Below are 22,933 nucleotides of genomic sequence, written 5' to 3' on the forward strand. Positions count from 1 at the left end.
CGCCCCAATTATTGAGGCGATGCAGAGAAGCAGGCATATGAACAACCCCTTTACTGCTTATGGAGACAAGTTGCCGCATTAGGAGGAGAATCATGTCACGTAGATTTGTCATTGAAGCCGTGATGGTGGCGATTTACGGTGAATTGTTAATACCGTCTGCACCTGTGGAGTATATCGTTCCTTACAGTACCGTCATGGAACTGTATGAATTCCAGAACAGTCAGGAACCATTAATGCATGATCCTGCTGATGATCTCCATGTCAAACATAAAATCAATGAGCTTATCACTTATCTCGAAGAACCGCTCAATCGCAAAAAAATAGAACGCGCCCTAAGTGTTCCCTGGTCCAAAAGTCCGTCCATCCTATTCGATGACAATATTGTATGGACCATCGTCAACGCGGTCGATAACGAACGATTCGGCGACTTTCTCGATCCGATAGAGACTGAGATTATTCTTACCGCCGAACGGGAACGGGCCCCGATTCTATCTGACCAGCTTGAGCTCATTCGCCGCATTATTGAAGCGGAGATCCCTGTACAAGTGTTCGATATTGGAGATTTTGATTTTGCCATGGAAGACAATATATTCTATAACAAGCTTCGGTAAGCATAACGATAAGTACAATCTAACAAGGCCCGCCTATAGCGGGCCTTGTATGTATTTTCGCATCCGTATTCCCAATCAGTGAGAGTTATTTGTGCGTGTTCCAACCTCTTATTTAGAATCAGCAGCCTCATATTCGTACTCAATGTCGCCGGCGTTCGCATTATAAGTTACATTGAAATGATATCCTTCCAAATACCATAAATCCCGCTCTTCCATATAGAACTTGATCCCCCCAGCTTCAGTCAGGAATCCAGGAACTGTCGGAACATTGACTTCAATTCCTAGTGAGAAGCCGGGATGCACCCCTCCGCCGGAACTATAACGAGGAAAAAATCGAATAGCTTGTCCTTCTTGTAAGTCCAGTTCCTGTTTAAACCACTCAGCAGCTTCATTTGTAATATTTAGCATAGCTTTTTTCCCTCCTATCAAGTTTATTGTAGATGAATCTGTCCATAAAGCCAAATGAAGATTTGATAAACCCACCCCTAGCTCAAGTCGTAAAAAATTTGAATTGACATCTTTGTAAAACCAGTGATAAAATCGTCAGAGTAATCGATTGAAATTATTACCAAACCAGAAAGGGTGAATCTCGGTGACTATCTTTAATACTTATCCTGTATTGTTCCATACAGGACAACATCAATTGAATACCGAAGCAGCCCTGCAGGTTCGAATAGATTAACTGGCCCCCATTGTCTCATTGTCAATGGATATAATCGAATTCGGTCATACCGTATGCTGCTTCATCTATAAGCAGCGTTAGCGGTATATGCGGAGATCCTTACGGCATATCGTCTACTGACGGTATGCCTTTTTGTATGGTTTCCTCAGCTGCAGACGCTAAATGATGCAAACTAAAAAGGCTGTCTTGATCACGAACTATGAGATTTCGAACGTAAGGAGGAAACCTGAACATGTTTTCTGTATTAAAAAATTTAGGCTGGTTCTTCGGGCAGGAAAAAAGGCGCTACCTGATTGGAGTGACCTTCCTGATTCTCGTCGGCATTGTGGAGCTTGCTCCACCGCGCTTGCTTGGCAACGCCATTGATGAAATCGTCACCGGCTCCATTACCTGGGGCTCGCTGACCAAGTATATATTGCTCATTCTTGGTGTACTGGCATTTATCTATATGATTACTTATGTGTGGATGCACAAATTGTTCGGCGGCTCCAATCTGGTCGAACGGCTGCTTCGTACCCGGTTCATGAACCATCTGCTGCGGATGACGCCTCCGTTCTTTGAGCGCAGCCGTACGGGCGATCTGATGGCTCGGGCGACGAACGACCTGCGTGCAGTATCAACGACCGTTGGCTTCGGAATGCTGACTTTGACCGATTCCACGGCTTATTTAACCACTATTTTGGTCGCCATGGGAACGCTCATTAGCTGGAAGCTGACACTTGCAGCCATCCTCCCTCTGCCATTTATTGCATTAGCGATGAAAATATATGGGAAGATCATTCATGAACGCTACACACTAGCCCAGGACGCATTCGGCGGCATGAACGACCAGGTCCTGGAATCGGTTGCCGGCATACGCGTCATCCGCGCTTATGTCCAGGAACGCAATGACGAGCAAAGATTCGAAGATATTACGAATGATGTCTACAGGAAGAACTTGGCGGTTGCTAAGGTCGATGCTTATTTTGAACCAACCATCCGCCTGTTCGTTGGACTTAGTTATGCGATTGGCCTAACCTACGGGATCTACCTTGTGTTCCAGAATGAACTGACCCTGGGCGATCTTGTCTCCTTCAATATGTACTTAGGGATGATGATCTGGCCGATGTTCGCGATCGGCGAACTAATCAACGTCATGCAGCGCGGCGGAGCTTCACTCGATCGGGTGAATGAGACGCTGAATGTCAAGCCTGACGTACAGGACATCGATAATCCGGTGCATGTGGAGTCGCCTGACAGTATACAATTTAAAAATGTCACCTTCCGCTATCCTACCTCTACGGTAAATAATCTTGAGCAGATTGACCTGACGATTCGCCGCGGCGAGACGCTGGGCATCGTCGGTAGAACGGGCAGCGGAAAATCAACTTTACTGAAGCAAATTCTGCATGAATATCCACTTGGAGATGGGCAGATTACGATTTCCGATGAACCTCTGCAGAATATTGCCCTGAACCAGTTGCACGGCTGGATCGGCTATGTTCCTCAGGAACAGATTCTGTTCTCCAAGACGGTGCGGCAGAACATCCAATTTGGCTTGCCGAATGCACCGGATGAGCAGATTCTGGAGGCCATACGCACCGCCGCTTTTGATCAGGATTTGGGAACCTTGTCCGATGGGCTCGACACCCTGGTCGGCGAGAAGGGCGTGGCTCTCTCCGGCGGACAGAAACAGCGCGTATCATTGGCCAGAGCATTTATTGCCGACCCGGACATCCTGATCCTGGACGATGCCTTGTCCGCAGTAGATGCCCGAACTGAAGCCCGCATTATCGATAACATACGAAGCAAACGCTCCAGCAAGACGACACTGATCTCGACCCACCGCCTGTCTGCTATTGAACATGCTGACTGGATCGTCGTGCTGGAGAAAGGACGAATCGTAGAGCAAGGTACCCATGAGACACTGCTGCGAGAGGGCGGCTGGTACCTTGAGCAATACGAACGTCAACAGGTGGAATCAAGCCTGGACGACTAAGGAGGTATCCAAAGAATTGCACACCAATGTTGCTAAATCACTTTTTAAATACGCCTTAACGGCTAAAAATACGTTTATACTCGCACTTGTTATGCTGGCGATCGGTGTAGCCGCCGATTTGGCCGGCCCGTTCATCGCCCGCTCCATGATCGACGATCATATGCTTGCCATTGAACGACCTTTCTTCGAGACAAACAATCCAGGCGGTTCGGAGACCGTTAAATTCGATGGCCGGTACTTTAAGCGCGGCGATCGTTTCTCGGATGGAGAAGCTAAAGGAAATGAAGCACGCCTGATTCAGGCAGGCACTTCCTTCATCTTCGTCGAGCAATCGATCGCAGATGTGACGGGGAAACGAAGCTATCAAGACGGTATTCTGACGATCAATAAGAATGGAGAAATTCAGCAATACCCGGGACAGAAACTAAGCTCATCCGAGCTATTTGCCTTCTACAAGCCTGAGGTTCCTGGAATAATTCAACTGGTCGGCTGGTATTTCGTCTTCCTGGCGATCTCCATCATCATGGAATTCGGCAAAACCTATTGGCTGCAGTCTTCTGCCAACAAAGTCATCCAGAAACTGCGCATTGACGTTTACGCCCATATCCAGCGCCTTCCGGTACACTTCTTTGATAATTTACCGGCTGGTAAGGTCGTATCACGGGTTACAAATGATACCGAAGCGGTCAAGGACTTGTTCATCGCGGTATTATCCAACTTTTTCTCCGGGGTCATTAATATGATCGGGGTCTATGTCGCCTTGTTCCTGCTTGATTTCCGCCTAGGACTGATCTGCTTGTTCGTCGTTCCTGTCATTTGGGCCTGGGTTGTGCTGTACCGCAAGTTTGCGACCAAATATAATACGATCATCCGCTCTCGTCTGAGCGAGATCAACGCGATCATCAATGAATCGATTCAGGGCATGTCGATCATCCGTATCTTCCGCCGCGAAGCACAGACGAAGGAAGAGTTCGAGAATCTGAACAATGATTATATGAAGCATCAGAATAAAATGCTTAATCTTAATGCCCTGACCTCCCATAACCTGGTTAACGTAATTCGCAGTCTCTCCTTCGCCGTTGTATTATGGTTCTTCGGTTCGGAGCAGCTTAGCGGAGCCGGCATCATCTCGCTTGGTGTCCTATACGCCTTCGTTGACGTCCTAGGTCGGCTGTTCCAGCCGATTACAGGTATGGTCAACCAGCTCGCTGCACTGGATTCCTCCATGGTGTCTGCCGGAAGAGTATTCGCGCTTATGGATGAGCCGGGCGAAGAGGTAACAGACGGTTCGATGCCGCGTTACAAAGGAAATGTGGAATTTAAGGATGTATCCTTCGCTTATAAGCGTGATTATGTCCTGAAAAATATATCCTTCGAGGCCAAGCAAGGACAGACGGTTGCCCTCGTTGGTCATACCGGCTCCGGTAAGAGCTCGATCATCAACCTTCTGTTCCGCTTCTACGATCCGCAGAAAGGAACGATCACGATCGATGGGCAGCCAATCAAGGAACTGCCAAAGCAGTGGATTAGACAGCATATGGGCATCGTACTGCAGGATCCGTATCTGTTCACCGGCACGATTGCCTCCAACGTCAGTCTCGGTGACGAGCATATCCCCCGTGAGCGGATTGAGAAAGCGCTGGATGATGTCGGAGCCACGCGCATTCTAGCCCATCTTCCTAAAGGCCTGGATGAGCCCGTTGTGGAGAAAGGCAGTACGTTATCCGCAGGCGAACGGCAGTTAATCTCCTTCGCGCGGGCGCTAGCCTTCGATCCAGCGATTCTGATTCTCGATGAAGCTACAGCTAACATCGACACCGAGACCGAAGCCCTCATACAAGAGGCGCTGGAAGTACTGAAGCGCGGGCGCACAACCTTCATCATCGCGCACCGTCTGTCGACCATTCGTAGTGCCGACCAGATTCTGCTGCTGCATCGCGGTGAAATCGTCGAACGCGGCACTCATGACGAACTGCTGGCCAAGGGCGGACGCTATTATCAGATGTACCGCTTGCAGCACGGATCGGGCGATCCACAAGCATCGCCGACTGCTCCCACTGCTGCCTCATCTGCTTCAGCGCTAGTATAATGCTTAAGGTTTGACCCACAAAGCTAGCGACGATATAACTTAAAAAGAGCAAGTATCAAGGTACAACCACCTCGGTACTTGCTCTTTATGTTTGATAGAGATGTCTTGAATTTTCCTATCATATATTCTGTATCATTTCTTCTTTAAGCAGTTCAAGCTCAAGTTATGTTCATCGTCGACTGATCCGCTGACTTGCCCGAATCTTTTCTTGCTCTGCGCTTATCGCTCATCCATGCAAATATAATCCCTGGTGATATCATTAAGCTAGCGTAGATAAAGGATTTACGGAAGCCATTAACAGAAGCTTGCTTCATATCGGCTCCGGCTGATGTGAGCAATAGCTTTACTTCCTTCATTTGATCGTCCCTGACTGAGGCAAATGCCTTTTGCTGCTCTGGATCAAGCTTGGCTACAGCTGTCTCCATCCCCTTCGCGATCCGACCTGCCACCTCTTCCTCTTGAAACTCACTTCCTGATCCAGTCTGCATGTTGTTTCCTATTTCATCCACTGTTGCAACGAGCACCTCTTTGATCATTGGCATTAGCCGCTGATTCTCGTTCACTTGCTCCAAAATGTGCACCTTTTCGGTTTGCATTTCTCCACTTATACTTTGCTGCAGCAAGGTAACGATGACGGCCACCCCCAATACACTGCCTATCGATTTAGTCATATTCATAATACCTGATGCTATACCGACTTTCTCTTCAGGTACATGGCGGACTCCTGCCGACATCACCGGTGGCATCGTCAAGCCGACACCGATTCCGGCAATAAATAATCGAAGCAGCACATCGCCTAGTGGAGACTGAGCATCCAAACTGCTCATAGCGTAAATGGCGCCGAAAATGACCGCAACCCCTGCCGATCCAAACCAGCGGCTACCGAATTTATTAGATAACGAACCTGATATCGCCGAACTGATGATTGAGCCAGCAGCTAATATCGATAAGACTAGCCCTGCCTTTAACTCCGTCATTCCCATCTCCCGGGTCAGGAAAAAGGAAGTCAGCAGAGCCAGATTGGATAATGCCGCTCCGACAATAAACATCGCCAGTGAAGTGCCGTTAAACTCCTTTATTTTCAGAAGTACTAGCGGAAGCATTGGATCCTTTTCCCGCGACTGCAAATAGAAGAATAAAACGGCAAATATCAGCCCAGAGCTGATCAACGAATAGAATTCGATTGAATTCCAGCCATAATCATTCGCCTTAATAAAAGCGTAAGTAATAAGTAGCATACCGGCGGTAATAGACAACATGCCGCTATAGTCCACCCTCTTACCTGCCGTTTCATCCCGTGATTCTTTAATAAACAGGAGGGTCAGCAAGATGCTTAAAAGACCTAGCGGAACATTAACATAGAAGATCCATTGCCAATTAAGTTTTTCTGTTAAGATCCCACCCAGCGATGGCCCGCTGGCTGCGGCAAGTCCTGCAATTGCTCCCCATATGCCGATGATCATCCCATGCTTCTCTTTTGGAAAAGTCGTCGTCGTGAGTGGAATTGTTACTGGCACGATGATGGCTCCGGCTAGTCCCTGTATCGCTCTGAACAAAATTAGCATGCCAAGCGAGCTCGATAGTCCGGCAAGCAAAGAAGACAACGTAAACAATACTAATCCTAGAATAAATATTTTTTTGCGTCCGAACTGATCTGCCAGTCTTGACGCTGTCAAAATCAGTGCGGCAAAGGCCAAATTGTAACCGTTCATGACCCATGAAATTTGCGAAACCGTACCCCCGAAATAGCGTGTCATTTCAGGCAGAGCAATGTTTACTATCGTTGTATCAAGTAAGGCCATAAAATATCCTAACAAAATGGCTGAAAAAGCCAGCACAGCTCTTAATCGTGTATTCATCTCTTACACTCCTTTACGTAATATGAACTTCAGTTCACTTTTTGATTATATGAACCTTAGTTCATGTTTGTCAACAAAATTATGAACTTAAGTTCATGTTTCATTGACAGGCCTACTATTCTCACCTACAATCGTAATTACAAAGGGGGCAATGAAGAAGTGACCGAGAACGAGTACGAGAGCAAAATCCGAATACCCCGGCAAGAACGGAGCATCAAAACAAAAGAAACCATTTTGCAAGCAGCGATGGAGCTTTTTTCCGAGAAAGGCTATCATGGTACCAACACAAAAGAGATCGCTGCTGCGGCAGGTGTATCCACCGGCAGCTTCTATTCTTATTACAAAGACAAACGAGCCGTATTTTTAGATTCACTGATTATTTATAATAATACGCTCGTAGAGCGGATCGATACCTATCTTGACGGAGTGGACTTCCAGTCCATGGACAAGATTGATTTTATTCGGGAGGTAATCGATAGCCTTATATTCTCTCACAAGGTGTTTACCGAGTTCCACAAGGAATTAGCCGTGATGTATAATTCAGACCCTGAAGTTCAAACGCTTATGGATACACAATTTGAATTCGGACGCCGGAAAACTCTCGATTACTTATTAATGAACCCTGAGGAACTCAAAGTGGACAATCTTGAAGCCGCTTCTGTCGTCATATTTGAGACACTGAACAGAGTCGTGGATCTCATCGTCTTCTCTCCTCAAATTGTCGATGTCGAACAGCTAAAAACCGAGCTTGCAAAGATGCTCGTAGCTTATTTATATAAATAATGAAATCATGTAATCTGAAAACTCATTATAAATGTAAACAACGCAGCCCGATCAGGCTGCGTTGTTTACGTCTGTACTATCGAATTGTTTATTTCAACCGTTTAAGCTCCATCGGTGATGTATCGTGAACCAGCGCGACCTTATAGGAGCTAGAAATATAAGTTTCCGTTTTCGTCGTTGTAATGACCTGCGGATACATTTGCCCCGGCTTAGGAGAGAGCAGCTCATAATAGATGGTCGCTACCTGATCCTTGCCGAACTCCACCTTAGTAACGGCAATCCCGTATCCTGGGTTCGGCTGGTTCTCACGCTGTAGAATTACTTTGTTGATCTGGTCATTCACTTTTTCCATACTATACGTGACTTCGTCCTGCATCGGATCATCCGCTTTCCTGTGATTATCTACAAACTCGCGGCTATTGTAGACCCATTTTGCTGCTTCTATTCGGGTGAGAGGCTGTTTGGCGTGGAACTTGCCCGCATCATCCAGCTCTGTAATCTTCATAAGCAGCAAAGCTTGAACACTGTTAAAATAACTCGTCGTTACTTCATCGGCATCCGCGATCTGAATAAGCATAGCTATGAGTGGATAATCACCGGTCGCATGGATACCTTGCTGCAGCAGGATGGCGAATTGTTCCCGTGTAAGCTCCTTACTGACCGAGAAGCCTTGCGGCAATTCGATTCCATTGTCCGCCGCGATCACCAGCGACTCATCATACCAATGCCAATTTTTATCCGTATTTTGGGAACTCACCTGGTTATCAGGCTTGGCCTTCAATCCCAATGCCTGTACGATCATATGAACGCCCTGAGCCCCGTTCACCTTACCGAGCGGAACGAACTTATCCTTCGTCATCCCTTGGATAATTCCTCTATCCTGCAGGGATTCAACCATTCGCGCATCGTCCCCCTGTACATCATTAAATGCCGATGCAGCAGGAACAAGTAGGAGCGACCCCGTTAGAAGTGCCGCAACAGCCAGATTTAATTTCTTTATTTTCACGATAGATCACCTCTGCTCCCATAGACGTACACAGTCGCCAAATGTTGCACTATTTTCCCAGATCAATCTGGTTGAACAATTGCTCAGTATATTGCTGCAGTTTAATCTCCATCACCCTGGCTCATCGCAGAATGTCCGCAGCTGCCTGGTATGTACAACAATCCCACCTACCGATCAAGGTAAGTGGGATTGTTCAAGGTTTTCCGGATTCTCACCAGTCCGGACGGTAAGTTCCAATCTCTCGTGCATTAAGGCAAGTGTAATTCCAGCAGTCTATTGCTTCGACTTTTGGGATGCACCTTTAGAGGCTTTTGCATCTGCACCAGCTACAGCAGCGCCTGTTTCTTCCGCAAATTCCGTATTAAGATTTGGAACACCCAATTTCTTTTTTACTTGCTTGGACCTATGCTTCGCATTATTCTGGTTGTTCATCACTTTACACCTCCTCAAGTCGTATGAATCGGCAATTATCTGAACGGTTTGAGATAACCACGGTTTACTCAATTAGTATTATGTGATGAACAGCTTCACCCTATGCTGTTTTCGGCTTCTTCTGCTCTCATAATCCTCCCAGCTCTATGCTTTTTGGGTTCGATCTCCTGTACCTTTTCTGTCCATCCACCACTTTGTCATTCTTACTCCTCTTCTAATACAGCTAATAGAGCAGCTTTACATATAGCACTTTCAGCAGTAACATCTACAACGTTAATACTCTTTTTTTCGTCCCTATAAAACGTTGCCTCCCACCGTTCCCCTTCATTGTTTAAAATGAAAAGCCAACCTTTCTTCTTCATTTCCTTTACAACATCAAATGCCGCATGGACGTCTCTACTATAGTCCCTCGGGTAGAAAGACGTATTGCCTCGCAAGAATCTCCCGGATCTATGCTTATCAGGTTGATACTCAAAAACCTCTAAAGCCACGGCATAATTTAAATTTTCAAGTTCAGAGTCTAGTATATCTTCAGGTGTCATACTTCTCTCTCCTTCTCTAAGGGACTAAGCCCTACCTGATCCGTTCTATCTCAATGTCATCACCCAAATTTACTTTCTTATTCAATTTCATTTGATTACTTTCTACTGTGAGTTTGACCAGCGGATGATTCGTTTGTTAAAATCAAACTACAAATAGGAAAAGGATGAGGACGATGGTTCGTCGTTTGAAACGGTTTAAAAATGTTGCTATTGCACTAAGCTTCTAAGTAAAAAAGTGATTCATACTACTTAGAAGCGAGGGAAAATAATGAAACAACAACGATTTGGCCACTGGTCTGAAATAATGTATCTAAAGGAAATTGTCACCAACCCAATGATTACAGTAGGGGATTACTCATACTATTCTGGTTATTACGATAATCATGATTTTGAAGATGGCTGTGTAAGATACCTATGGGGGGATGAAAAATCAAGAGCGTTATTTAATCCCATCCAAGACTATGGTTGGCAGATAGATAAGTTGATTATTGGAAATTACGTATGCATAGCAAGTGGTGTAATTATTTTGATGGGTGGAAATCACAATCATCATCCTGAATGGATTACCGTGTATCCATTTGTGGAGCACATTGAAACTTCTTACAAACCTAAAGGGGATACAATCATCGAAAGCGATGCCTGGATTGGTATGAATGCAATGATTATGCCCGGTGTGACAATAGGTGAAGGTGCCATTGTTGCTGCAGGATCGGTTGTTACAAAAGATGTCCCACCATATACAATAGTAGGCGGTAACCCTGCTAAAGAGATAAAGAAGCGCTTTACAGACAAAGAAATCGAAAAGTTAAAAGAAATGCGTTGGTTCGATTGGGAACGTGAGAAAATTGAACGAGCCAGTCATATCTTGTCAAGTTCTTCTATTAATCAATTGTATGACTTTTATCAAAGGGAAATAAAAATTTAACGTTTAATTCCAGCCCCTTCTTAATTAGCTATTAAAAAGAGGCTGTTTTCTATAGAAAGACATATTTTATACAAATATTGCACTTGTTCAACCAGATTAATCTGGTCGAACAAGTGCTCTGTATATTGCTGCAGTCTTATATCCAGCTGTTTTACATCTAGTTAACTCTACATCAAAAAATAGCACTCTACAAGTCATTTTCAGGTAAAATGCGGGTGCTAAATTAACCGCTTGGGCGATGCTCCTGAGCGGTATTTTTTGCTGTACTTATGCCGAGCATATACAACAATCCCACCTACCAATTAAGGCAAGTGGGATTTCTTTTTTACTCCGCAGACAGAATATCAGACATCCAAATCCATTGCCAATCGTTCTGAGCGGTCGAAAGCTTAATCTCCCGACGATACGTCTGGATTGCTGTTACGATGCCGCTGATCTCGACATTATCGTACTCGTCAAATAATCGCAAAGTGATTCTCCTGTGCTCGTGGAATGACACAGATAATACTTGCTGAATCTGTTCCAATTCCTGACCGTCCAAGATCGGCCTAGTCTTCCTTGTTGCCTCTCGACTTTGACGCTTCATAGCTTCCTTATGTTCGGGCAAGATAAAGCTTCGCTCCCATATGCCCCCATCTTCAAGTAACCCTGCCATACATACCGCCCCTTTAATATTTAGTCCAATAATCAATGTTGCTTGATATCGTCGGCTTAGGTGTAGGCAAAGATGTATCCCGTTCCCAGCCTTCCAGGATCACAATGGTATCAAGTCGAGGGTTATCCGGCCAGAAAATATACCTCTCCTGTACTAACACATCCAGAGCGGACTTAATATCCTGGTACTGTCGGCCAGTCGTGCGTTCTAACTCAGGCTTCATCGGCATTCGGTGCCGCTGCGTTGAGAAGTTGAACAGAATTCGAAGAACTTTACGTTCCAAATCACTTAACATTACTCTCACCCCATATAGGAACATATGTTTGTATTATATGCCTGATGGCAGAATTTGATCAATATGAAAAAAAGACCACTCCACTGAGTGAATCTTTACAGATTTATGTCTCACAACATTAAATCACATATATAGACATTATTGTTTAGACAATCCATGGGTTTATTTGTATTATTCTTTATGCAGATAAATTATAAGGAGATGCTGTTTTGAATAAAAAACTAATAGTTTCTATGTTGATTACATTATTATTTGTGACTTTACTAAGCTCTACTCATACTTTCGCAAGCTATGAAGTTGAATGGACAAAGAAAAGTGATTTACCACAAGCTAGGGCAGGTTCTGCTATCGTCGAATATAAAAATAATATATATGTTTTTGGTGGAACTTCAGACGGTTTGGGTGCTGCTCCTGGTAATAAAACCAACACGACATTTGTGTATGACCCAATTCATGACACTTGGTCTGAAAAAAGCTCAATGCCGACTATTCGATCAGCTGCATCGGCTACTGTTCTCAATAACAAAATATATGTTATTGGGGGATATCAAGGTCCAAACGCAAATAAGAAACTAAATACTGTGGAAATATATGATCCATTAACAGACACGTGGATAAGCGGAAAACCATTGCCTGTTGAAAGATCCTGGCCAGGTGTAACTGTAATTGAGGGAAAAATTTATATTTTTGGTGGTGGGACTCCTTCTGATCTTCCATCGAATACAGTATACAGTTATGACCCTCTAAATGATGAATGGTCTACTATGTCCCCACTTCCCATTAACATGTATAATGCTTCAGTGATTAAAGCGAATGATAGAGTATACCTTATGGACAACACAGGATATTTACTTGAGTATAATCAAGAAATAGATTCATATTCACAAAAAGCAAAGGCTCCCGAAAAAATAGGAGGATCATTTAGTTTTATTGAATATAAAGGTAAATTATTAACTCTAGGTAACCAAAATAATACTATAGTATATTCATACGACCCTAACTCTGATAATTGGGACAAAGCTTTTGATCTTTCGTTCTTAAGATATCAAAATGGAGCTGTGACAGTGAATGGGAACATTTACGTTATTGGAGGGTGGAATAAGGTAAATATATTAAACACAGTAGAAATGCTCTCGTTTAAAGATACACAACCTGAACCACCTGGTAATCGCGCAATTCTCACAATAATCATGACAACTGGTTTAGAAAAAGAATTCGACCTCTCGATGGAAGAAGTGAACGCCTTTATTGATTGGTACGATGTTAAAGAAAATGGCGTAGGACCTGCAAGATACGGTATAGACAAGCATAATAATAACAAAGGACCATTTAGCAAAAGAGTTGACTATGTAATATTCAAGAACATACTGTCCTTTGAAGTGAATGAGTATACAACGGAATAATTAAATGGAAGCCCGCTGATCATATAGGTTAGTGGGCCTTCTTTATTAAGCGCCCTCAACGATTAAAATAACGAGATAAACTATCGAGGAGTTTTAATTATGTGCGGACGCTTTACTATCACGGCCCCTATCGAGGACATAATGATACAGTACTACGTCGATAAAAATACAAATATAAACTATAAACCAATATATAACGCAGCTCCAATGCAGTATGTACCTGCTATTATTCATGGTAAGGACGGAAATCGGCTTGGAGAGCTTCGCTGGGGACTCGTACCCTCCTGGGCTAAAGACGATAAGATCGGCAGCAAGATGATCAACGCCCGCGCGGAAACGATCACGGAAAAGCCGTCGTTCAATCGACTTCTAGCATCCCGACGTTGTATTATCCCGGCCGACGGGTTCTACGAATGGAAACAAGACGGGACGCGAAAACAGCCGTACCGGATCGTGTTACGCGATGATAATCTTTTTTCTTTCGCTGGGCTATACGATATTTGGGCGGATGCGAACGAAAATAAGCTCGCTACGTGTACGATAATTACCACAGAACCAAATACCCTCATGGCCGAAATTCACAACCGTATGCCGGTGATCTTGCATCGGGAAGACGAAACCGAATGGCTCGATCGTGGGAATACGGATATATCTCCTTTGTTGAAACTGTTACGCCCGTTCGACGCGAATAGAATGCGTGCGTACCCCGTATCATCCGCAGTTGGCAACGTAAGGAATAATTCCCCGGAGTTGCTAAATGAAATTTCCAGCCATTAGACCAATTTTGCAAATATAAAAAAGTCCACCAACCATTTAAGGTCAGTGGGCTTTTCTTTCATATTGTATGGCGGCATGGGCATTTGATGTACCCCAACTATTGGAAAGTTGAAGCTGATATTAGATTGATCAATTAAAAAACAAAGGCCATTGAAATGATTACGAGCAGGATGAACAGAACTAAAATCGCTGCAGTTGATGTAAATAATCCACCGCCACATGATCCTACACCGCCTACACCGCCAAATACTTCACCCATGTGCTTACCTCCTTGTATTTAGAGTACACACCATCCTATTCAATTTTTGTAACACAGATTGGGCTCCTTACTTATAATAAAGCCTATTTATTAGATACTTATACTACAAGTTATACCCTCCACTATCTGGCTTCGTAGGGTTCGAGATAATCCCAAGTGTCACCAGCAGCCCCAGGAACACATCAACGATCGTTAAGATATTCTGCTTCATCACATCAGTTAAGTCGAACAGTCCTGTCAGATGTCCAATAAGCTGAATAAGGAGCAGTACTTGAGATACAATACTGACCCATAATGCGTAATTACGCCATCTCTTCTTATTCATCATTGTAGTTCCCCTCCCTTCTCGATTGTCTCAAGCTGCCTTTCAAGCTCAGTGATCCTTATCGTGTTGCCATCAATAAGTTTTAAAAAGTTATTCCGCAGCCGGTTATTGACGATGGCCGTTTGATCCCTGGTAATCGGAGCTCCTGGCCGTCTGCCGTCAAAGTAACCGTTTGCCTTACCCTCGGCCCAATCTTTGGCCGCCCATTCATTTACCTGGTTAACATTTCTTTCAATCACTGTCGGCTCCTCCTTCTTCGGTCCGTATTTATTCTTCAGATCAGCCTTGGTACCATCGAATTCATTAAGGTCCACCTGTCCATGAATCCAGTTTACCTAACGGGATCCATTCGGTAGGTGTATCCTCCGGCTTGTCCGTCATTGTACTGCCAGAACTCCCAGCGTCTCCATCCTGATGCATTGGCGTTTGAGTGCTATACCGTGCAATCCAGAGTGGGTACTGGCTCAATCCGCTGAAGTTACCAATAAATGCTGGATAGGTGTAGAGTATCGGAGTGATGCCAGTTAACCGTTCGATTTCACTTAGAAATGCTTTCGCGACCACAGTGGCTCCCTCGACGCATAAACTGCCAGATTTCGATTCGTAATCCACCAGCTGACTGGATCTCATCTTAGAACTTCTTGGCTACCGCCTTTGCAGCTTCTGCCATCCGTAACAGATTCATCTAAGTAGTGATAGGCACCAATTAGTAGGCTAGACGCCTTGGCACCTCGAACATTTTCAATAAAGCGCCTGTCCACACTATTTTGGGTCGCCTTGATATAAGTAAATGATATGCCGCTCGCCGCTACTTTAGGCCAGTCGATTGCTCCGTTCCAATGTGAAACGTCGATACCTTGAGCATTGCCTGATTTACGTCCTTGCATGTTAAGCCCTCCTTGTATCTTAATCACAGTTAAAATAGCTCCTACGACAATCGTAATGATCGATGCTGCGATAGTACGCCACATCCACTTCTGAGCGTCCTCGTTCTTGTCCATTCGGTGGTGAGCTGACCTAGCCGATGATAACGCCTACTGCCGTCTCATTGGCTGCAATTGCCCGGTCCAGCCTCTCATCCATGCCGTCAACCTTCGTCTCTACTCTTGTGATCCGCTGTAGCATTTCTGCTTGTACAGCATCCATTCGCGTACCTTCTCTCAACTAAAATAGCCATCTGGCATAAATAAATCACTTTCCTACAATAGGCGTTCCTTAGACTGCTGCTCTATTGACAACTTCCGCTACTTCGTTATCAGCATCCTCACTACCTTCATTTGGTGAATTCTGACGTGCTTGGGCTGCAATAGCTTCCCCAATACGTAAATCAAGCTCACGTAAGATTTTTCTGAATGGATGATTTTTTAGTACGGCATTAATTACGTGAACAATTTCATCCACTGGTTTCTCAAGATCGAGATGTATACCAAGCATTGGTTTAATTTTAGCCAATCTGTTCGCCTCCAGTCTTTTTGAACGCAAAAAGAGAACACTCCCCAAAAGAGAATGTTCTCTAGTTATATTGTAGATTGTATTTGATGCTAAGTTACTACGTTTCTTGAATATCTTTCAATGTAGAAAAGAAGTTCTGGATAGTTTCGTTGGATGCTTTTACATTCTTCTTTTTCTTGCTGTCTTTATTACTAATGTAGACATCATAGTACGTTTCTAACAGAAGCAATTTAGTACATTTCGAATCTTGTTCGTCACTTAACCTTGGGTTGTCTAGATATTTATCAAAATAGCTATCAACATACGTTTTGTCTGCTTCGCTTAATTCATCTAGCGTATTGTATTTTGATGTATAAATTAATATTAATTTTTCAGTCTCCATTTCAAAGTACTGTACTTATACGGCCGCCACTTTGTTAAGATATTCGGTCGTCTCGATGGCCTTCGGTCTATTATGTCACGCTTAATTTTCGTATTGCTCATTAAATTGTGGTTCTGATTCTAATTCGCCATGGTAACTTGAGTCAAATTTTGCTATGTTAGTATGAATAGACTACTAAACTTATAGAGGAGTGCGTTATGAGTAGAACACTTGAGGAATTACAAAAAGAAATCATTTTTGAAGCAAGAAAAGGGTACCCCATTTTGCTGTCGGGCGTAATTGTCTTTTTAATTTTCACCCTTATGCCCTTAGTTTTACCAATAGAAGCTGTGCGTTTAATTTGGATATTTGGCTTAGGTGCCATTTTTCCTATTGGAATTCTAATTAGTAAAATTCTTGGTGTTAATTTACTTACTACCGGTAACCCTGTAGGTACTTTAGGAGGAATAGTTGCAGCTCCGCAAGCTTTTTACATACCTGTATTTATAATTGTATATATGAACATACCTGAATACCTTCCCTTCACCATCGGTTTACTTGCAGGCTCTCATTTTCTTCCTTACATGTGGATTTATAAGAGCAAAGCTTATTTATTTGTTACTTTAGGTACCTGTTTTTCTTCCCTAATCTTAGGTGGATTCCTTGTTGATCAAGCATTCACTCTTGTACCTTTAGCAATAGCTATTGTGTATGGTATTGGTGCTCTTTTAATTATTAGAGAACTTAAAGCTAGTCTTGTTTAATCACCTTTTATTAGGTGATTTTTTTATATAAAAGAAGAGATTTATACTGCATAGTTTGGGCTTTGAAGTAGCGGAATCATGTCAAATCTTTCGCCAGCTGCGCGTTTCAAACTTCTTTTCGCCAAGGGCTATCAATGTGCCCAAGCTCTTTACCTCCAAGCCTGATTAATTCTTCCTTTAATTGTTTCCAAAGAGCCGCTTAGAGGCAGATCTTAGGGAAGCGGAAGAACGGGCCGAACGAGCGGATGTCTCACTCATTCCCTTGCCGCAACAGTGGTGGCTATAGCTGAACTGAATGATCGGTGTTACGGGTAATTGCGGGTAATGTTACTGTTTCTCCAGATCAATCTGGTTAAACAATTGCACTGTATATTGCTGCAGTCTTATCTCCATCATTCTAGCTTCATCGCAAAATGTTCGCAGCTCGGTGATCATCGCCTCTCTACCCTGCTTGTCAAACGCTTCATGAATCCTGAGCTTAAAGTAATCATGTACGATGTAATTGCGCTGCTTCCAGATTGCTTTCAGCTTCGCTGACTCTTCGTCCGCAAATGAAAAATGATGCTGAATTTCGTTCACCAATTGGCCGAGCGAACTGCTTAGCTTCTTGCGAAAGTTCTCGTTAAACTGTTCCGCGCTCTGCATATCTCCCTGCGACACCTTCATCACCATGATCAAATTGGCCAGCTGCTGCTCCAGTGCCTGTGAATAATATACCGCTAGCCCAAAGTAGGTGAACAACTCCTTGGAATTCTCATCCCCCGGTACAAAATTCTCTTTCATAGCGACCTTCCCCCACAATATTTCCTGTTATTGTCTTATTGTATCGCACCTATAACCGCTATACCAGAGCCACTGAAATGGGGGAATGCAAGATCCGCCAATCTGTTCAACATTCTACCTGGAGACTTCCACTTAGGATTGGGCTGCTTGCTCCTCCAGGCTCTTAAGCCCCTCTGCAAGTGCTGTCTTATCAAAATGCTCGCCAATAAAGACAGCCACATCCGGCACATCTCCCTGCGGATTAATCTTCATAAAGTCTGCTTCCCGATAAGCATATTGGAACATGAAACGGCTAGAAGTATCGGAGAAATGCAATATACCTTTCCCGCGATATACTTCTCTTGGAAGCTCCTTAATAAACTTTTCAAAGTCAACACTGTTCACTGGGCCTGTAAAATAATGCGTATAGACCGTAACATGCTCGTGCGAGTGGTGGGCCGAATGGGACCCGTGATCATGGTTTTCATGATCATGGTCATCATCATGTGTATGGGCATGATCACTATGGTCTCCGTGTTCGTCTAGCTCATGGCTAGGTTCATTTGCTTCATTTCTACTCAACAGCAGCTCGATATCTATCACGCATTTCTTAGCTGTAACTACTTGGGCATAGGGATTAAGCCGCTGTAGCAAAGCTTGTAGTTCACGAAGCTCATCCGCAGAGACAAGATCAACTTTATTCAGAATCAGCCATGATCCACAGCGAATTTGTTCAATCATCAGACGATAAGTTTTCCCTTGCTGTGCTTCATACAATGCTGCTAAGTGAGCAGCGTCCACCACAGTGATCATCGGTCGGATATCCAGCTTCAACAGTAAGGACGATTCCGAGACCGCATCGAAAATCTCCATCGGGTTGGCTGCTCCCGTGGCTTCTATAATCACTACGTCCGGCTTCTCCCCTTGGATCAACTCATAGAGCTGCATGCTTAGATCACTGCGAATCGTACAACATATACAGCCACCCAACATCTCCGCCATCGGTACCTCCGGATCAATCATCAGACCGTCCAGATTAACTTCACCAATCTCATTCATAATGACAGCTGGCTTAAGCCCTTCATTTTTCCATTTCGCAATTAAGCGCTGCAGCAGCGTTGTCTTCCCACTGCCCAGAAATCCTGACAATATGTAAATGGGTGTTGCTTTATTCATCTTTTTCATTCCTCGCTCTCTAGTTAGAGGTTGTTCAAAAAGTCCCTAGCTTTTTCCAACTGAAGCGTTTTGAAAAAACGCACATCGGAACCCTAAGCTTCGGTGCTGAAAACCGATCTCTTTGAACCCCCATTATAATGACTCTCTTCCATGAATGCGAGTTTACACCATGCTATAGAAACACGCAACTTTCTGGGTTTAATACTTAATGAGAAGCTAGAGGAATATGATAAAATAGAAAGATAACATCACGTTAGAGAGGATAATTGATATGATACGATCAGTTGATGAACATCGAAGCCAAGCACCGTCTCGTAAGAACTGCCTAATTATTACGGTGTCGGATACCCGGGATAAGAGTAATGACTACAGCGGACAATTTATTCAGGACCTGCTTGCAGCTAACGGATATAATGTTGTGGATTATACAATTGTCAAAGACGATTACGATGGAATCCGCCAATTACTACGGCAAGCCGCTGCACACCGTACTATCGATGTCGTCCTGCTTAGCGGCGGAACCGGTATCGCCCCGAAGGATATGACCTATGAGGCAGTGCGCAGCTTGCTTAATAAAGAAATGCCAGGCTTTGGAGAATTATTCCGTCATTTGAGCTTTATTGAAGATATCGGCTCTGCCGCTATCCTTAGTCGAGCGATCGCAGGAACGATCAGTAGTATGGCTGTCTTCTCTATGCCAGGCTCCCAGGCCGCTGTTAAGCTAGCGATGGAGAAGATCATCATTCCGGAATTGCCGCATATTTTGAATGAAATTCATAAGAGATAGACAGCTGCAAAAGAAATCCCCCTGCTGGCGACAAGCCTGTCAGGGGGATAGTTATTATTTTTACAGTGAATCTTCGTTGATCTGTTGTAATACCTGTTGAAAAACATTCTTAAGCTCAGCGCTATACTCGCTTTTCTTCTGCCCGCTTGAAGCATAGATCAGAGCTACCTTGCCTTTCGTCTTGATAACGTAGGCTTCATCCTTTGCCGTACCCGCACCATATATTTCAGATATTTCACTGATCCGGTCCTGCTCACTCGGATACACATTGAAAATCAGAAAATGCCTGGCATCGCCATTGATATAATAATTGTAGCTGATCCCTCCATTCAAGGCTTCCGCATACGTCTCATGGGTAAGCCTGATTCCACGATTCGCACACTCCGCCTGCAGAGATTTGAGAAGTGAACTGTTCAGCGTCGTTCCGCTAACCAATTGCCGATCATTACCCTCTTGATAGCTCTTCATATTTAATCTGTCGAGTTCTTGCTTCACGATCTGCTGCGAACCTGAACCGCAACCGCTAAGGAGCAGCACGGCCAGCAGCGCATTCAAGCCCCATGCTAGGCATCTCATCGGAGTACCCCCTTCCTCATCGAAAGCTAGTCTTCTGTTGATGATGTTAGCATGGCTCATCTACGCCCTCTTTATACCAGTTTTTCCCTAAGGGAGGTTGTCAAAAAATCTGCTTTTGATCACGAAGTAAATCATGAAGCTATTCGACATCGAATCTTGAATTCACCCGGCCTTCCGGTGCTCACGTACCCACTACGTACGCTGCGCTCCTCAGTCCCTAGCTTCATCCAACCTTCTTGGTGCTGAAAACCAGCCTTTTTGAACACACACTAACAGAGGTTGTCAAAAAATCTGCTTTTGATCACGAAGTAAATCATGAAGCTATTCGACATCGAATCTTGAATTCACCCGGGTGTTGAACGAACTATTATTCATCAGACTGCTCGTAAAATATCAGGTGCTCCTTCTCCGCCCTATAATATTGCAATCGTTCCTGCAGGCTACCCGTATGAAATTCAAACATATGACCATCGGGATCGAGGAAATATATCGAGCGTTTGTCCTGCTCATCCCGCTCCCGTCCGGGCAGCAGTGTTACATTCAAAGCGGTCAGCCTGGATATCAGCAGCTCATAATCGGACTCTTCGATTGTAAAAGCAATGTGAGTATAAGTCCGTTCAGTCGTATTACGCTCAACATCCTCTTGATTCAGGGCAATCCACATTCCATTCAAATCGAAGTAAGCCAGCTTTCTCCCCTTTACCAATATCCGGGCTCCAAATACATTCTCATAAAACTCAATGGATCTATCGAGATCCGAGACAGAAAAGCATAAATGATTAATACTTTGGATTTTCATAACATAGCAAGCTCCTTCAAGTTGTGAATTCCGTCTTATCTGCAAAGTGTTCACTCTGTTCTTCTGATAGGCGTGATACTCGGTGAACGAAGCGAAAAATGACTATTCTTCACTTAATTGAGGCGGGTAACGGTACATTGTCGCCTGTTCAAATGCATAAGCCAATTTGATTAGGGTCGGTTCACTGAACGCCTTACCCGAGAATACGATACCGAATGGTCCCTTGGTAGAGTCGCCGTCTGTATCAACGATTCCTTGCTGAGAGTAGCCTGCTGGGACCGTGATCAAAGGATAACCTAACCGGGCAGCGATGTACATCCCGTCTACATCCCCTGGCAACAGAAGAGCGTCCAACTCATAGCGCTCTAGAACATAGTCAATTCCCTCCGTGTTCGGAAGATGATTGTACTGTTGTCTCTTCTCTATGTATTCCTGTTCTGTTAGCACCGTTGCCTCTGCTCTCAACAGTGTATCCTGTCCGTATCTCAGCGCGATCTCTGAATTGGCTTCATTGTATTCAATTAGATCACGTAAAGAATGAACCTGTGATATATCTGGCAGTTGAGCCAAGTAATGATTCAGATCCCGTTTGAACTCGTAACAAATCACATCATTATTCCAGTTTTGCTGCTCGACAACAATATCCACGGGATCAATGATGACAGCACCTTCTTGCTTCAATGTTTCAATCGCCGTCTCCATGATCGCTCGCCGCTCTACGTCCAGCCCCATATAATAATGCCTTGGGACACCAATTCTCGCCTGACGCAAATAATCTGCATCAAGGAAAGAGGTGTAGTCGGTATACGCGTGGCCTTCACTCGACTTTGTTGTTTGATCCCGTTCATCAGCTCCTGTCAGCACGCCCAACATCATTGCCGCATCCTTAACTGTCTTCGCAATAGGGCCGGGAGTATCCTGACTTGCGGAGATAGGTATAATACCAGCGCGACTAACAAGTCCTACCGTCGGCTTAATTCCGACGAGGAAATGCTGGCAGGCCGGCCCGATAATGGATCCCGCCGTCTCTGTTCCAATGGCTGCCGTCGCGAAATTAGCCGCAACTGCGGCGGCGGGGCCAGAGCTAGAGCCACTGACGAACAACTCACCTGGATTATAAGGGTTGAGGACAAGCCCGCCTCGCGAACTGTATCCAGCCGGCATATAACTCGACATAAAGTTAGACCACTCCGTCATATTTGCTTTGCCCAGAATAATTGCACCCGCTGAGCGAAGCTTGGCGGCAACGGCAGAATCCTGTGATGCTACAGACCCTGCTAATGCAACCGATCCGGCACTAGTATGCATCTTATCGCCAGTATCGATGTTGTCTTTTAGAAGTATGGGGATTCCGTGCAGCATCCCGCGACTCCCGCTATCTAGCCGCTCTTGATCCAAGGATCTAGCTATAGATATCGCATCCGGGTTAATCTCAAGTACCGAATTAATCCGCGGGTCATATCTGTCAATCCGGTCTATGTATTCCGCTACCAGTTCCTCTGAGGTAACAAGCCCTTCCTCCAGGGCCGTCTGCAGCTTCGTAATATCTACTTCAACGATCCATTCTCGTAAATTCAAGCTCATTAATAACAGCTCCTATCCAGATACTTGAAAAACCCCCAATAATCCGAACCA

General features: G+C 44.5%; 29 protein-coding genes. 9 read left to right on the top strand and 20 right to left on the bottom strand.

The genetic code is table 11. The features are described from left to right. Nucleotides 1–92: 92 nt before the first annotated feature. The gene (locus EI981_RS17130; RefSeq protein ID WP_127000168.1) at nt 93–611 is read left to right on the top strand and encodes an ADP-heptose synthase; all 519 of its coding nucleotides are present in this window, start codon (nt 93–95) and stop codon (nt 609–611) included. 108 nt (nt 612–719) lie between these two features. On the opposite strand, the gene EI981_RS17135 is transcribed toward EI981_RS17130, so the two are convergent. Beyond that, entirely contained in the window at nt 720–1,019 is a 300-nt protein-coding gene (locus tag EI981_RS17135) for a HesB/YadR/YfhF family protein (RefSeq protein WP_127000170.1), read from the bottom strand. Between the two features lie 506 nt (nt 1,020–1,525). Here EI981_RS17135 and EI981_RS17140 point away from each other — a divergent pair. Beyond that, nucleotides 1,526–3,271 (top strand): ABC transporter ATP-binding protein, encoded by a 1,746-nt coding sequence (locus EI981_RS17140; protein WP_127000172.1) that lies wholly within the window; start codon nt 1,526–1,528, stop codon nt 3,269–3,271. Between the two features lie 16 nt (nt 3,272–3,287). Continuing rightward, a complete protein-coding gene (locus tag EI981_RS17145) occupies nt 3,288–5,360 on the top strand; it encodes an ABC transporter ATP-binding protein (RefSeq protein ID WP_227011916.1) in 2,073 nt (690 codons plus the stop codon). 158 nt (nt 5,361–5,518) lie between these two features. Here the strand turns inward: EI981_RS17145 and EI981_RS17150 are convergent, their stop codons facing one another. Further along, a complete protein-coding gene (locus tag EI981_RS17150) occupies nt 5,519–7,219 on the bottom strand; it encodes an MFS transporter (protein ID WP_127000176.1) in 1,701 nt (566 codons plus the stop codon). A 159-nt stretch (nt 7,220–7,378) separates the two neighbouring features. On the opposite strand from EI981_RS17150, the gene EI981_RS17155 reads away from it, so the two are divergent. Then, complete coding sequence (locus tag EI981_RS17155) at nt 7,379–8,002, top strand: TetR/AcrR family transcriptional regulator (RefSeq protein WP_227011478.1); 624 nt, start codon at nt 7,379–7,381, stop codon at nt 8,000–8,002. A gap of 88 nt (nt 8,003–8,090) precedes the next feature. On the opposite strand, the gene EI981_RS17160 is transcribed toward EI981_RS17155, so the two are convergent. The 3 genes from EI981_RS17160 to EI981_RS17165 form a co-directional block, all read right to left on the bottom strand. Next, nucleotides 8,091–9,008, bottom strand: a complete 918-nt coding sequence (locus EI981_RS17160; protein WP_127000178.1) for a protease complex subunit PrcB family protein — start codon at nt 9,006–9,008, stop codon at nt 8,091–8,093. A 273-nt stretch (nt 9,009–9,281) separates the two neighbouring features. Further along, complete coding sequence (locus EI981_RS29055) at nt 9,282–9,440, bottom strand: hypothetical protein (protein WP_162616205.1); 159 nt, start codon at nt 9,438–9,440, stop codon at nt 9,282–9,284. A 203-nt stretch (nt 9,441–9,643) separates the two neighbouring features. Continuing rightward, nucleotides 9,644–9,982, bottom strand: a complete 339-nt coding sequence (locus EI981_RS17165; protein WP_127000180.1) for a BC1872 family protein — start codon at nt 9,980–9,982, stop codon at nt 9,644–9,646. A gap of 268 nt (nt 9,983–10,250) precedes the next feature. On the opposite strand from EI981_RS17165, the gene EI981_RS17170 reads away from it, so the two are divergent. Further along, complete coding sequence (locus EI981_RS17170; protein WP_127000182.1) at nt 10,251–10,907, top strand: CatB-related O-acetyltransferase; 657 nt, start codon at nt 10,251–10,253, stop codon at nt 10,905–10,907. 325 nt (nt 10,908–11,232) lie between these two features. Here the strand turns inward: EI981_RS17170 and EI981_RS17175 are convergent, their stop codons facing one another. Together EI981_RS17175 and EI981_RS17180 are read right to left on the bottom strand one after the other, a co-directional pair. Continuing rightward, entirely contained in the window at nt 11,233–11,562 is a 330-nt protein-coding gene (locus EI981_RS17175; protein ID WP_127000184.1) for a YolD-like family protein, read from the bottom strand. Between the two features lie 13 nt (nt 11,563–11,575). After that, nucleotides 11,576–11,857 carry a hypothetical protein gene (locus EI981_RS17180; protein WP_193556384.1) on the bottom strand — a complete coding sequence of 94 codons (282 nt, stop codon included), beginning with the start codon at nt 11,855–11,857 and terminating at the stop codon, nt 11,576–11,578. Nucleotides 11,858–12,066: 209 nt separating this feature from the next. On the opposite strand from EI981_RS17180, the gene EI981_RS17185 reads away from it, so the two are divergent. Continuing rightward, the gene (locus EI981_RS17185) at nt 12,067–13,260 is read left to right on the top strand and encodes a Kelch repeat-containing protein (protein ID WP_127000186.1); all 1,194 of its coding nucleotides are present in this window, start codon (nt 12,067–12,069) and stop codon (nt 13,258–13,260) included. A 99-nt stretch (nt 13,261–13,359) separates the two neighbouring features. Further along, complete coding sequence (locus EI981_RS17190) at nt 13,360–14,037, top strand: SOS response-associated peptidase (protein WP_127000188.1); 678 nt, start codon at nt 13,360–13,362, stop codon at nt 14,035–14,037. 133 nt (nt 14,038–14,170) lie between these two features. On the opposite strand, the gene EI981_RS17195 is transcribed toward EI981_RS17190, so the two are convergent. The 8 genes from EI981_RS17195 to EI981_RS29060 all read right to left on the bottom strand — a co-directional run bounded on the left by EI981_RS17195 (nt 14,171) and on the right by EI981_RS29060 (nt 16,455). Further along, nucleotides 14,171–14,296, bottom strand: a complete 126-nt coding sequence (locus tag EI981_RS17195; protein ID WP_127000190.1) for a hypothetical protein — start codon at nt 14,294–14,296, stop codon at nt 14,171–14,173. Nucleotides 14,297–14,399: 103 nt separating this feature from the next. Next, nucleotides 14,400–14,624, bottom strand: coding sequence for a phage holin (locus tag EI981_RS17200; protein WP_127000192.1), 225 nt, complete (start codon nt 14,622–14,624; stop codon nt 14,400–14,402). Then, complete coding sequence (locus EI981_RS29725) at nt 14,621–14,860, bottom strand: hypothetical protein (protein WP_227011479.1); 240 nt, start codon at nt 14,858–14,860, stop codon at nt 14,621–14,623. Before EI981_RS29725 ends, EI981_RS17200 begins: the two co-directional genes overlap by 4 nt. A gap of 64 nt (nt 14,861–14,924) precedes the next feature. Beyond that, nucleotides 14,925–15,251: a GH25 family lysozyme gene (locus EI981_RS29935; RefSeq protein WP_250645654.1), complete on the bottom strand. Its 327-nt coding sequence runs from the start codon at nt 15,249–15,251 to the stop codon at nt 14,925–14,927. Further along, entirely contained in the window at nt 15,248–15,592 is a 345-nt protein-coding gene (locus tag EI981_RS29940; protein ID WP_250645655.1) for a GH25 family lysozyme, read from the bottom strand. The genes EI981_RS29935 and EI981_RS29940 overlap by 4 nt, the downstream gene beginning before the upstream one ends. Before the next feature lie 46 nt (nt 15,593–15,638). Next, nucleotides 15,639–15,767 carry a hypothetical protein gene (locus EI981_RS29995; RefSeq protein WP_257791984.1) on the bottom strand — a complete coding sequence of 43 codons (129 nt, stop codon included), beginning with the start codon at nt 15,765–15,767 and terminating at the stop codon, nt 15,639–15,641. 69 nt (nt 15,768–15,836) lie between these two features. Continuing rightward, entirely contained in the window at nt 15,837–16,073 is a 237-nt protein-coding gene (locus EI981_RS17215; protein ID WP_127000194.1) for a hypothetical protein, read from the bottom strand. A 97-nt stretch (nt 16,074–16,170) separates the two neighbouring features. Further along, complete coding sequence (locus EI981_RS29060) at nt 16,171–16,455, bottom strand: hypothetical protein (RefSeq protein ID WP_162616206.1); 285 nt, start codon at nt 16,453–16,455, stop codon at nt 16,171–16,173. A 197-nt stretch (nt 16,456–16,652) separates the two neighbouring features. Between EI981_RS29060 and EI981_RS17220 the strand changes: the two genes are divergently transcribed. Continuing rightward, complete coding sequence (locus EI981_RS17220) at nt 16,653–17,198, top strand: DUF7010 family protein (protein WP_127000196.1); 546 nt, start codon at nt 16,653–16,655, stop codon at nt 17,196–17,198. A gap of 327 nt (nt 17,199–17,525) precedes the next feature. On the opposite strand, the gene EI981_RS17225 is transcribed toward EI981_RS17220, so the two are convergent. Further along, entirely contained in the window at nt 17,526–17,981 is a 456-nt protein-coding gene (locus tag EI981_RS17225) for a hypothetical protein (RefSeq protein ID WP_127000198.1), read from the bottom strand. A gap of 132 nt (nt 17,982–18,113) precedes the next feature. Continuing rightward, entirely contained in the window at nt 18,114–19,136 is a 1,023-nt protein-coding gene (locus tag EI981_RS17230) for a CobW family GTP-binding protein (protein ID WP_127000200.1), read from the bottom strand. 271 nt (nt 19,137–19,407) lie between these two features. Here EI981_RS17230 and EI981_RS17235 point away from each other — a divergent pair, with 271 nt between their 5' ends. Continuing rightward, nucleotides 19,408–19,923, top strand: a complete 516-nt coding sequence (locus EI981_RS17235; protein ID WP_127000202.1) for a MogA/MoaB family molybdenum cofactor biosynthesis protein — start codon at nt 19,408–19,410, stop codon at nt 19,921–19,923. A 60-nt stretch (nt 19,924–19,983) separates the two neighbouring features. Here EI981_RS17235 and EI981_RS17240 read toward each other — a convergent pair whose 3' ends face one another. From EI981_RS17240 to EI981_RS17250, 3 genes are all read right to left on the bottom strand, one after another. Next, nucleotides 19,984–20,499, bottom strand: coding sequence for a hypothetical protein (locus tag EI981_RS17240; RefSeq protein WP_127000204.1), 516 nt, complete (start codon nt 20,497–20,499; stop codon nt 19,984–19,986). 367 nt (nt 20,500–20,866) lie between these two features. Further along, the gene (fosB, locus tag EI981_RS17245) at nt 20,867–21,298 is read right to left on the bottom strand and encodes a metallothiol transferase FosB (RefSeq protein WP_127000206.1); all 432 of its coding nucleotides are present in this window, start codon (nt 21,296–21,298) and stop codon (nt 20,867–20,869) included. Between the two features lie 102 nt (nt 21,299–21,400). After that, nucleotides 21,401–22,882: an amidase family protein gene (locus EI981_RS17250; protein ID WP_127000208.1), complete on the bottom strand. Its 1,482-nt coding sequence runs from the start codon at nt 22,880–22,882 to the stop codon at nt 21,401–21,403. Between the last annotated feature and the right edge of the window lie 51 nt (nt 22,883–22,933).

Origin of the sequence: Paenibacillus lutimineralis (genome assembly GCF_003991425.1) — a bacterium.
Lineage (GTDB): Bacteria > Bacillota > Bacilli > Paenibacillales > Paenibacillaceae > Fontibacillus > Fontibacillus lutimineralis.

Excerpts from the sequence above, each read along its gene's own strand:
- EI981_RS17250 (WP_127000208.1), bottom strand. The coding sequence starts at position 22,882 with ATGAGCTTGAATTTACGAGAATGGATCGTTGAAGTAGATATTACGAAG.
- EI981_RS17220 (WP_127000196.1), top strand. The coding sequence starts at position 16,653 with ATGAGTAGAACACTTGAGGAATTACAAAAAGAAATCATTTTTGAAGCA.
- EI981_RS29940 (WP_250645655.1), bottom strand. The coding sequence starts at position 15,592 with ATGTGGCGTACTATCGCAGCATCGATCATTACGATTGTCGTAGGAGCT.
- EI981_RS17180 (WP_193556384.1), bottom strand. The coding sequence starts at position 11,857 with ATGTTAAGTGATTTGGAACGTAAAGTTCTTCGAATTCTGTTCAACTTC.
- EI981_RS29055 (WP_162616205.1), bottom strand. The coding sequence starts at position 9,440 with ATGAACAACCAGAATAATGCGAAGCATAGGTCCAAGCAAGTAAAAAAG.
- EI981_RS17190 (WP_127000188.1), top strand. The coding sequence starts at position 13,360 with ATGTGCGGACGCTTTACTATCACGGCCCCTATCGAGGACATAATGATA.
- EI981_RS29060 (WP_162616206.1), bottom strand. The coding sequence starts at position 16,455 with ATGGAGACTGAAAAATTAATATTAATTTATACATCAAAATACAATACG.
- EI981_RS17240 (WP_127000204.1), bottom strand. The coding sequence starts at position 20,499 with ATGAGATGCCTAGCATGGGGCTTGAATGCGCTGCTGGCCGTGCTGCTC.
- EI981_RS17230 (WP_127000200.1), bottom strand. The coding sequence starts at position 19,136 with ATGAATAAAGCAACACCCATTTACATATTGTCAGGATTTCTGGGCAGT.
- EI981_RS29995 (WP_257791984.1), bottom strand. The coding sequence starts at position 15,767 with ATGGATGCTGTACAAGCAGAAATGCTACAGCGGATCACAAGAGTAGAG.
- EI981_RS17235 (WP_127000202.1), top strand. The coding sequence starts at position 19,408 with ATGATACGATCAGTTGATGAACATCGAAGCCAAGCACCGTCTCGTAAG.
- EI981_RS17225 (WP_127000198.1), bottom strand. The coding sequence starts at position 17,981 with ATGAAAGAGAATTTTGTACCGGGGGATGAGAATTCCAAGGAGTTGTTC.
- EI981_RS17195 (WP_127000190.1), bottom strand. The coding sequence starts at position 14,296 with ATGGGTGAAGTATTTGGCGGTGTAGGCGGTGTAGGATCATGTGGCGGT.
- EI981_RS17140 (WP_127000172.1), top strand. The coding sequence starts at position 1,526 with ATGTTTTCTGTATTAAAAAATTTAGGCTGGTTCTTCGGGCAGGAAAAA.
- fosB (WP_127000206.1), bottom strand. The coding sequence starts at position 21,298 with ATGAAAATCCAAAGTATTAATCATTTATGCTTTTCTGTCTCGGATCTC.
- EI981_RS17170 (WP_127000182.1), top strand. The coding sequence starts at position 10,251 with ATGAAACAACAACGATTTGGCCACTGGTCTGAAATAATGTATCTAAAG.
- EI981_RS17130 (WP_127000168.1), top strand. The coding sequence starts at position 93 with ATGTCACGTAGATTTGTCATTGAAGCCGTGATGGTGGCGATTTACGGT.
- EI981_RS17175 (WP_127000184.1), bottom strand. The coding sequence starts at position 11,562 with ATGGCAGGGTTACTTGAAGATGGGGGCATATGGGAGCGAAGCTTTATC.
- EI981_RS17165 (WP_127000180.1), bottom strand. The coding sequence starts at position 9,982 with ATGACACCTGAAGATATACTAGACTCTGAACTTGAAAATTTAAATTAT.
- EI981_RS17150 (WP_127000176.1), bottom strand. The coding sequence starts at position 7,219 with ATGAATACACGATTAAGAGCTGTGCTGGCTTTTTCAGCCATTTTGTTA.
- EI981_RS17200 (WP_127000192.1), bottom strand. The coding sequence starts at position 14,624 with ATGATGAATAAGAAGAGATGGCGTAATTACGCATTATGGGTCAGTATT.
- EI981_RS29935 (WP_250645654.1), bottom strand. The coding sequence starts at position 15,251 with ATGAGATCCAGTCAGCTGGTGGATTACGAATCGAAATCTGGCAGTTTA.
- EI981_RS17135 (WP_127000170.1), bottom strand. The coding sequence starts at position 1,019 with ATGCTAAATATTACAAATGAAGCTGCTGAGTGGTTTAAACAGGAACTG.